Annotated in this window: 6 protein-coding genes; 2 read left to right on the top strand and 4 right to left on the bottom strand. The window is 71.0% G+C overall.

Going from position 1 to position 9,439, the window contains the following annotated elements; translation table 11 throughout:
- Positions 1–20: 20 nt before the first annotated feature.
- Both FH715_RS00345 and FH715_RS00340 read right to left on the bottom strand, forming a co-directional pair.
- Positions 21–773: a thioesterase II family protein gene (locus FH715_RS00345; protein WP_139639951.1), complete on the bottom strand. Its 753-nt coding sequence runs from the start codon at positions 771–773 to the stop codon at positions 21–23.
- A 158-nt stretch (positions 774–931) separates the two neighbouring features.
- Entirely contained in the window at positions 932–1,636 is a 705-nt protein-coding gene (locus tag FH715_RS00340; protein WP_139639950.1) for a TetR/AcrR family transcriptional regulator, read from the bottom strand.
- 114 nt (positions 1,637–1,750) lie between these two features.
- Here FH715_RS00340 and FH715_RS00335 point away from each other — a divergent pair, with 114 nt between their 5' ends.
- Positions 1,751–3,373 (top strand): MFS transporter, encoded by a 1,623-nt coding sequence (locus tag FH715_RS00335; RefSeq protein ID WP_139639949.1) that lies wholly within the window; start codon positions 1,751–1,753, stop codon positions 3,371–3,373.
- 274 nt (positions 3,374–3,647) lie between these two features.
- On the opposite strand, the gene FH715_RS00330 is transcribed toward FH715_RS00335, so the two are convergent.
- Together FH715_RS00330 and FH715_RS00325 are read right to left on the bottom strand one after the other, a co-directional pair.
- Positions 3,648–6,659, bottom strand: a complete 3,012-nt coding sequence (locus tag FH715_RS00330) for a 3-keto-alpha-glucoside-1,2-lyase-like domain-containing protein (RefSeq protein WP_139639948.1) — start codon at positions 6,657–6,659, stop codon at positions 3,648–3,650.
- A gap of 628 nt (positions 6,660–7,287) precedes the next feature.
- Positions 7,288–8,379, bottom strand: coding sequence for a LacI family DNA-binding transcriptional regulator (locus FH715_RS00325; protein ID WP_211367345.1), 1,092 nt, complete (start codon positions 8,377–8,379; stop codon positions 7,288–7,290).
- 138 nt (positions 8,380–8,517) lie between these two features.
- Between FH715_RS00325 and FH715_RS00320 the strand changes: the two genes are divergently transcribed.
- A complete protein-coding gene (locus FH715_RS00320; protein WP_139639947.1) occupies positions 8,518–9,366 on the top strand; it encodes an ABC transporter permease in 849 nt (282 codons plus the stop codon).
- Positions 9,367–9,439: the final 73 nt, after the last annotated feature.

The following is a 9,439-nucleotide window of genomic DNA, read 5'->3' as shown; positions in this document are numbered from 1 at the left end:
CCGGGCGGTTCCCTGGCAGGTCAGGCGTGTGCGCGGACCACCTCGGAGAGGTGCTCGACGAAGTCGGCGTGACGGTCCGTCAGATAGAAGTGGCCGCCGGTGAACCACCGCAGACCGAAGGGGCCCGCGGCGTGCGCGGCCCAGGCGCGCGCCATCTCGGGGGAGACCTGGGTGTCGCTGTCGCCCATGAAGACCTCGACGGGCGCGGTCAGCCGGGCGTCGGGCGCGCCGGCATAGGTCTCGATGGCCCGGTAGTCGCCGCGCATCGAGGGCAGCAGCGCCTCGCGCATCTCGGGGTCGTCGAGCAGCCTGCTGTCGGTGCCGCTGAGGGTGCGCAGCTCGGCGATGATGCCGTCGTCGTCCCGCAGGTGCACGTTCTCCGTGCCGGTCAGCGCGGGCGCGCGGCGGCCGGAGGCGACCAGGACGCTCGGCGGGCGGCCCTCGGCCTCCATGCGGAGCGCGACCTCGAACGCGACGGCCGAGCCCATGCTGTGGCCGAAGAGCGCCAGCGGCGCCTCCCGCCAGGGCCGCAGCGCGTGGAACGCCCGGTCGGCGAGCGTCCGCAGGTCGGTGACCGGCTCCTCGGAACGGCGGTCCTGGCGGCCGGGGTACTGCACGGCGAGCACCTCGATCTCCGGGTGGAGCGAGGCGGAGACGGCGTGGAACGCGCTGGCGGCGCCGCCGGCGTGCGGGAAGCAGACCACGCGGGCCTTGGCGTCGGGGGCGGGGTGGAACCGGCGGATCCACAGGTCGCTGTCTACGGCTCTCGACATCCTTATCCCCGCTCCCGCGCTCCCGCTGCCATGGCGAAGCCATGGTGGGCGGGGCGGACGCGGAGGCCAACCCCTATCGCACCCTTGAACCGGCCGGTCAGGGCCCGTCTTTCGGGTCTTCGCCGGAAGCCGACCGGCGAAGATCCAAACGAGACGACCTAACGCCCGCCGGTGAGCGAGGCGGAGCGGGCGTGGCCGTTGTCGCCGTTGCCGGAGCTGCCGCTCGCGCCGTTGTCGCCGTGGGGTGCCGCCTCGGGCGGGGCGGACGCCTCGGCCCTGGCGTCGGCGATGAAGCCCGTGGTGCGGCGCAGCGCCCGGGCGAACTCCGCGCCCGTGGGGGCGCTGTCCTCCAGGCCGACCGCGTACTGCATCAGCAGCCCGGTCACCAGCGTCATGTAGAACGAGCCGAGAACCCTCTCGTCCTCGCTGCTCACCTCCTCCTCGGGCACGCCCTGGAAGAGGGCGGCCAACGCCCGGCGTGCCTCGGGCTGCGCGGCGCGCAGCACCGTCATCAGCTCCGGGTCGTCGTCCGCCTGCACCAGCGCCTCGAACTGCGCGCGCCACAGGCCCCGGTGCTCCTCCAGCAGCTCGACGGCCCGCTGCCAGCTGCGCTCCTGCCGGACGAGCGGGTCGATGTCCGGGGCCAGCTCGGCGTTGAGCGCCAGCTGCATGTCCTCGGCCCAGTCACCCATGGCCTGGAGCAGGGCCTGGCGCATCAGCGCCTGTTTGGACCCGTAGTGGTAGCCGATGGAGGCCAGGTTGGCGCCGGAGGCGGCGGCGATGTCGCGCGCGGTGGTGCGCAGATACCCCTTGTCCAGTAGGCAGCGCTTCGCGCCCTCCAGTAGATCGTCACGAGCTCCCATGGGGCCAGCGTACTGCACGGTTGTTTTAAACGGCTCTATTAGACGACCGTCTCAGACGTGCGTCTCAGACGCCCGTATTAGACAGCCGTATTAAACGCGTGTACATTGAGTGCCATGACAGACGCCACCGTGCCCTCGCCCCCGGGCCCGTCCTCTCTCCCGCCGCGCGCCGGTCGGCGGGAGTGGACGGCCTTCACCGTCCTGCTGTTGCCGCTGCTGCTGGTGTCGATGGACGTGTCCGTCCTCTACTTCGCCATCCCGGCCCTCAGCGCCGACCTGGAGCCGACCGGCACCCAGCAGCTGTGGATCTTCGACATCTACGCGTTCATCATCGCGGGCCTCCTGATCACCATGGGCTCGCTCGGTGACCGCATCGGTCCGCGAAAGCTGCTGCTCATCGGCGCCACGGCGTTCGGCCTCGCCTCGCTGGCCGCGGCGTACGCGACCAGCCCCGAGATGCTGATCGCCGCCCGCGCGCTCCTCGGCCTCGGTGGCGCCACGCTGATGCCCTCCACGCTCAGCCTGGTGCGGCGCATCTTCCGGGACGACAAGCAGCGTTCGGCCGCGATCGCCATCTGGTCCGGCGCGATGGCCGGTGGTGTGGCGCTCGGTTCGGTGCTCAGCGGCGTGCTGCTTGAGTACTTCTGGTGGGGCTCGGTCTTCCTGATCAACCTGCCGGCGATGGTGCTGCTGCTGGTGGCCATGCCGCTGCTGGTCCCCGAGTTCCGCGACACCAACCCGGGCAAGTTCGACCTGGTCAGCGTCCCGTTGTCGATGGCGGCCGTGCTGCCGGTGGTCTACGCCCTCAAGGAGTTCGCCGCCGAGGGCTACGACGTCACCTACGTGGTGAGCATGGCGGTCGGCCTCGGCTTCGCCGCCCTGTTCGTCTACCGCCAGCGCACGTACCACAGCCCGATGGTGGACCCCGCGCTCTTCCGGAACTCCGGGTTCGGCTCGGTCATGGTCCTCAACATGCTGGTCATGTTCGCCATGATGGGCTCGGCGTACTTCACCGCCCAGTACCTCCAGTCGGTGCTCGGCAAGTCCGCGCTGGAGGCCGCCCTCTGGAGCCTGCTGCCCTCGGTCGCCGTCCTGATGAGCGCGCCGGCCGCCGCCGCCGCGGCCCAGGCGTTCGGCCGACGGCCCGTCATCGTCGTCGGGTTCGCCGTCGCCACGGCCGGGTTCGGGGTGCTGACCCAGGTCGGCACGGACTCGCTGTGGGTGCTGATCGCGGGCGCCGGCATCCTCGGCGGCGGCGTCGTCGGCGTCCTCTCCCAGGTCGTCGACATCGCACTGGGCATCTCGCCCACCCACCAAGCCGGGTCGGTCTCGGCGCTCTCCGAGACCGCCACCGAATTCGGCGGCGCCCTGGGCATGGCCGTCCTGGGCAGCGTCGGCACCGCGGTGTTCCGCAACGACATCGAGGACACGCTGCCCGAAGGGCTCCCCGCCGAGGCGGCCGACGCCGCGGGGGAGACCATGGCCGGCGCCGCCCACGTCGCCAGCACGCTGGACGGGCAGTTGGCCCTGGACGTCCTGGAGTCCGCCCGCGAGGCCTACACCAACGGCTTCAACCTGGCCGCGGGCGTCGGCGCCGTGCTCCTGCTGGGAGCCACGCTGCTGGCCGCCTTCGCCCTCCGCGGGGTCGCCGCGGCGGAGAAGGGCGCGGTCTCCGTTGACCACGGCGGCGGCGAGCCGACGCCGGCCCCCGAGCGGCGGACCCCCGAGCACCACTGACCACACCCCGCGCCACCGCGCACCACCGGGCAGTACCGAGCAGCACCCCCACGGGGTCACCACCGCACCACGGTGACCGGCTCCGCGTCAGGGCACGGACGCGGAGCCACCCCCGGACCCCACGCCCGACCAGGCCGGCCTGGTCGGGCGTGGCCCCCCGCTTCGGGACCGGACCCCCGCTGGTCCCGAACAAGGGAGGGGCGGAGACGGCGTACACCGTCTCCGCCCCTCCCGCTTCTCGTTCCGAAGAGCCACGGCTCCCCGGACGGCCGGGTCAGGCCAGCGGCATCACCTGCACGTCCCGGAACCACACGTCCGAGCCGGTGTGGTGGTTCTGCAACCCGACGCGGCCCGAGCTGAGATCACGCTCCGGGTCGGCGCCCTCGGTGTCGAAGTCGTTGATCAGCACGTCGTTCAGATAGACCTGGACGCGCAGGCCCTCGACCACGATCTCGTAGCTGTTCCACTCGCCCGGCGGGTTCAGCGCCCCGTCGCGCGCCTCGATGTCGGCGCCCTGGAAGTTGTAGATCGCGCCGGTGGTCTTCTCCGGCTCGTCGGTCGCGTCGATCTGCACCTCGAAGCCCTGGTTGCGCACCTCGGGGTCGCCCTGCGGGTCGGGGACGCCGATGTGCACGCCCGAGTTGTCGTCGCCGCCCATCTTCCAGTCCAGCTTCAGCCGGTAGTCGGTGAACTCCTCGGGGTGCGTCAGCAGCCCCAGCCCGCCCACCGAGCGGATCGTGCAGTCCGCCTGGTGGATGAAGTCACCGGGCGCCGCCATGTCCCAGTCGGCCAGCGAGCCCTCGGTGCCGTCGAAGAGCATCCGGTAGCCCTCGTCCGGCTGCGCCGGGGCGCACGGCTCCCGCTGGATCCGCAGATGGTCCCAGTTGACGTGGCGGTCGTCGTCCTCGCCGGCCGAGACCGTGATGGTGTTGCTCCCCTCCTGGAGCTCCAACTGCTCCACGTGGTCCGCCCACGCGTTCCACACCTCGGTCGTCTCGACCGCGATCTGGCCCTTGTCCTCGCCGTTGACGTCCAGCGAGATCGTCTTGGTGCCGACGTAGGGGTTGGGGCCGTTGGCGTAGCGGAACGTCACCGGGTAGGTGCCGGCCTCGTCGACGGACACGTCCCAGGTCAGCTGGGAGCCGATGTTGTCGAACCCGTCGACATAGCCGCCACCGGTGTGGTTGCCGTGCTCGTCGTCGATGTCCGCCAGGCCGGCCAGCGTCCCGTCCTCGGCTTCGTAGACGCCGATCTCGTTCGGCGGCTCCTCGTAGTTGGGGATGGTGTGCACCGTGTACCAGGCCTCGGTGCTCCACAGTTCCGTGCCGTCGGCCGCCTCGAACGGGCGGGGCGAACGGACGTGCGCCACGCGGTCCTCACGCAGCCCCGGGATCTCCAGGCTCACCGTGCGGCCGTCGTCCGAGACGGAGGCACCGGTGACCGCGAGCACCTCCTCGTTGCGCTTCTCCCCGCCGTACGCTTGCGTCGGGGTGTAGGACCACTGCTCCACCTCGTACCGCTCGGCCGCGTTCTCCACCACGTCCTCGGCGACCGGCTTGGTGTACGTCAGGTCGAACCCGGACTCCGTGACCTCCATCGACAGGATGTCCATCGCGGCGTCCTCGGACGTCTGCGTCAACTTCTGGAGGCCGTAGGGGAACTTGCCCGGCTGCTCCCAGTTGCCGCCCCCGCCGATGCCGCCGACGTAGAACGAGCCGTCGGGACCGATCGCCAGCCGGCTGACGCCCGACTCAAGGCCCTGGGTCATCCGGAAGACGGCGCCCTGCTTCCGGCCGTCGACCTCCTCCAGATAGGCCCGCTGGATGCCGCCGTAGGTGACGTCACCGAAGACCAACTGACCCGCGAACGGTCCCTCCTGGACCACCATCGGGTTGGTCGGGGAGTTGGAGATCTCGCCGTGCGGCAGCCACAGCACCGGCTCGGTGACGGGCTGGTCGTCGAACGGCCCGGGCGGCGTCGTGTAGTGGTTGTAGAACGCGCCCTCCTCGATCTCCAGCAGCTTCGAGGACGGCAGCCAGTCACCCTGGTTGTCCGTCACGAAGACCTCGCCCTCGGGACCCCAGCCGATGCCGTTGGGGGTGCGCAGGCCGCCGGCGACGTACTCCAGCTCGCCGGTCTCCTTCTCGATCCGCACCGAGGTGCCGCGGTTCTCCACGTGCTGGGGGACCGTCGTCCTGCCGCCGGGGGTGATCGCCACCGACAGGTTGAGGTAGTAGTACTCCTCGTCGGCCAGCAGCCCGAAGCCGAACTCGTGGTAGGTGCCGCCGCTCGGCCAGGTCGCCAGGGACTCCTTGTCCTCGTAGATCCCGTCGCCGTCCGCGTCGATCAACCGGCTGAGCTGGTGCTTCTCGGCGACGACGACCTCGCCGTCCTCGACCAGCACGCCCTGCGGCTCGTTCATGTCGGTCGCCACCACCTCGGTGGTGACGTCCGCCGGGTCCGCGTCCTCGCCGACCGTGCCGTCCACGATCTCCACCGCGCCGTCGAAGCTCTCCCGGCCGGCCCAGGTGGTGATGACCATGCGCCCGTCGTCGAACCAGTCCATGCCGGTGATCCGCGGCTCGTAGCCCTCCGGACGCAGGTCCGTCACCTCGTAGTTGGGGTGCACGCCCGCCAGCGGCGCGCCGTCCCCGGGGCTGGCGTCCACGTCGGAGCAGGACTTCACGCCGGGCGAGGTCACCCGGGTGACGCCCTCGTCCGTGCTCAGCGCCGATTCCGGCACCAGCTCGAAGTCCTCCTGCCCCGGCGGGCTCCACTCCAGGCGCAGGGCCTTGTCGTACGCGCCCTGGAAGTACTCGATGCGCAGGGCGTGCGCCCCGGCGGTCAGCTCCGCCGTGCCGTCGACGGCCGTCGGCGGCTGCCGCTGGTCGTTGACGATGATCTCCTCGTCGTCCAGGTACAGACGCGAGCCGTCGTCACTGATCAGCCGGAAGTCGTAGGTGCCGTCGTCCGGGACGTGGATGTTCCCGATCACATGGGCGACGAAGTTGTTGCCGATGCCGCCGAAGTCCTCGTCGGACTCCCAGTCGACGGTCGGCCGCAGCACGTCGATGTTGGGGGTCTGGCCCTCGGTCAACTGGCAGATCTGCTCCAGTTCGAGCCCGACGTCGAAGGCCCGCAGCGTGACTCCCGGCTCCTGCGGCGGCAGTTCGTCCTCCGGCGCCGCCTGGGCCGCGCCGATCGGCAGGACCACCGCGGCGACCAGGCTGACGCCCAGGGTCGCCGCCGGAAGGCGGCGCCGTCTGGCGCGTGGTCTCACATGCATGGACAGACTCCTTTGATGCGACTCGTGCGACTCGGGAAGAACCCCTTCGTCGGTTCGTTCGGCGGAATCGGCGAAGGGGCGGTCTAGGGCGTGCGGGAATGCGCGCGCAGGGCAGGTCTGATCGGCCGGTGACCCGCGCCGGATACGCGCGGCGGGGGAAACGGCGAATGAACGGGCAGGACGGAATGATCTCCGTGCGTTCGGCGCGACGGTAACGCCCGTCGGCCGTGCTCGATTTCACGCCGGATTCAGCCGGCGTGTATCAGGGGTTCGGCCTGCGCACGGCCGGGAACGGCCGCTGGCCTGCGCGAACCTGATGGGCCATCACTCATGCGCGAATTCGCCGCGCCCATGGGCGGAAGCGCCCACGGCGCGCGGGTATTCGCGCTACCTGGTGTCGCGAACGGGGGGTGCGGGGGTGGCGGACACGGCTCGGTTGCGGCGCTTCGTCAGGTGCGGGAGGAAGGGCGACGATGGAGACACAGGCAACCCTCGTTCGCTCGACAGAAAGCGGTTTCTATCGCTGGAAATTACGGTCGCCTCTATCGGGTGTCAATAACGTGCGCAGGAGTTGAGGATGATTCACATCCATGACCCGGGCAAAACCCGGACAACCCCCAGGAATCGCTTAACCGCTCCCGACCGCGCCGTCACGCGGCGGGCACGAGGCCCGCATGATCACCTCGCCCGGCACGCTGATGTCCTGGCTCGGCGGACCGTCCGCGCCCAGCGCGAGGTCGGCCGCCCGCCGCCCGATCGCCGCCAGCGGGAAGCGCACCGTGGTGAGTTGGGGCGTGACGTCCGCCGCCGTCTCGATGTCGTTGAAGCCGGTGACGGCGATGTCGCGGCCCGGCTCGATCCCGCCGTCCCGCAGCGCCGTCATCGCGCCGACCGCCATGAAGTCGTTGCCCGCGCAGAGCACGTCGGCGCCGCCGATCCGCCCCGACTCGATCAGCCGCCGCGTGGACCGGTACCCGCCGGAGCGGTCGAAGGTGTCGCTCTCGACCACCGCGATCCCGCCGCCCAGCGGCGCAAGCCCCCGCCGCAGCCCCTCGGTCCGCTCGGTCACGGTCTCCAGCCGTTCCGACCCCGTGACCACCGCCGCCCTGCGGTAGCCGTGGCGGGCGATCGCGGTGCCGAGGTCGCGGGCGCCGGCCGCGTTGGCCGGGCGCACCGCGCCGAGGCCGCCGGCCGGCTGGCTCAGGAAGACCGCCCGCCCGCCGCTGTCGGCGAACGCCCGCAGCTCGGCGAGGAGCGCGTCGGTGTGCGGGTTCCCCGCGATGCGGCTGCCGCCGACCAGGATCGCGCGCGGTCGCTGGCCCCGGATCGTGCGCACCGAGGTCAGCTCGCGCGCGCTGTCACGTGCGGTGATCGCGATGGTCACGATGACGCCGTGGGTGTGCGCCGAGCTGACGACGCCCTCGGCGATCGCCGAGAAGTAGGGATCGTCGATGGAGCTGACGAGCAGCGCCAGCACGGGGGAGCTGCCCCGCGCCATGGCCTGCGCCGACAGGTCCGTGCGGTAGTCCAGCTCCGCCGCCGCGCGCAGCACCCGCGCGCGGTGCTCGGCGCCCACCTTGCGGTCGCTGTCGTTGAGCACCCGCGAGGCCGTGGCCAGCGAGACCCCCGCGCGGGCGGCCACGTCGGTCAGGGTTGGATTGCCGCTGGACGCCCTGGCCCTCGGCTTGCGCTTCCCCTGTCCCGGTCCTTGCAAGGGCATTGACCCTCCAACTGGCATGTACCTAACATCCCCGAAACGGGAAAGCGCTATCCCGGCTTCCGCGAATCGTTGTGTAAGCGCTTTCCCAGCCCGGCGAGACTTCCCCCATCGTCCCTTGAAACGTGACGCGAGGTCCGCATGACCGAACTCACCCGGCAGACCCCAACTCTCCCCTCGGCCCGGCTCGTTCGGAGGCCGCGGCCCTCCCGGCGGCGTCGTGCCTCGCGTGGGCTGGTCGCGGCGCTCTACCCGGCCGTCTTTCTCGCGCTGGTGGTGGCGGCCTGGTTCTTCGCCACCGCCACCGAGATGGTCGAGCCTTACATCATCCCCTCGCCGGCCGACACCTGGGCGGCGTTCACCGACTACCCCGACTACCTGTGGGAACACACGCTCGTCACCACGCGGGAGACCCTCGCCGGCTTCGCGATCGCCGCGCTGGTCGGGGTGCTGGTCGCGGTGCTGATGGTCTACTCCTCGACGCTGGAGAAGACGTTCTACCCGCTGATCCTCTTCGCCCAGGTCATCCCGAAGATCGCCATCGCCCCGCTGTTCGTGGTGTGGCTCGGCTTCGGCACCAGCCCGAAGATCCTGGTGGCCGTGCTGATGGCCTTCTTCCCCGTGGTGATCTCCGGCATCAGCGGGCTGCGCTCCGTCGACCCCGAACTGCTGGAACTCACCTCGACCATGGGCGCCTCCCCGGTCAAGACCTTCCTCAAGGTCCGCCTGCCGGCCGCGCTCCCCGAGCTGCTCTCCGGGCTCAAGGTCGCCGCCACGCTGGCGGTCACCGGGGCGGTGGTCGGCGAGTTCGTCGGCGCCAACTCGGGGCTGGGGTACGTGATCCTCCAGGCCAACGGGAACATCGACACCGCCATGCTCTTCGCCGCGCTGATCATCATGTCCCTGCTCGGGGTGCTGCTCTTCGCGGTGATCCAGGTCGCCGAGATGTTCCTGATCCCCTGGCACGCGTCGCGCCGCAACCGCGGCTGAACGTCGCGCGGCGACGGCGGCCGAACGGCGCGCCGCGACGGCGGCCGAACGACCGGCTCGCGCCGCCGCCCTC

Origin of the sequence: Streptomyces sedi (genome assembly GCF_006335015.1) — a bacterium.
Lineage (GTDB): Bacteria > Actinomycetota > Actinomycetes > Streptomycetales > Streptomycetaceae > Streptomyces > Streptomyces sedi.
Note: the sequence above shows the minus strand (reverse complement) of the source record. Positions and strands in the feature narration are given on the sequence as shown.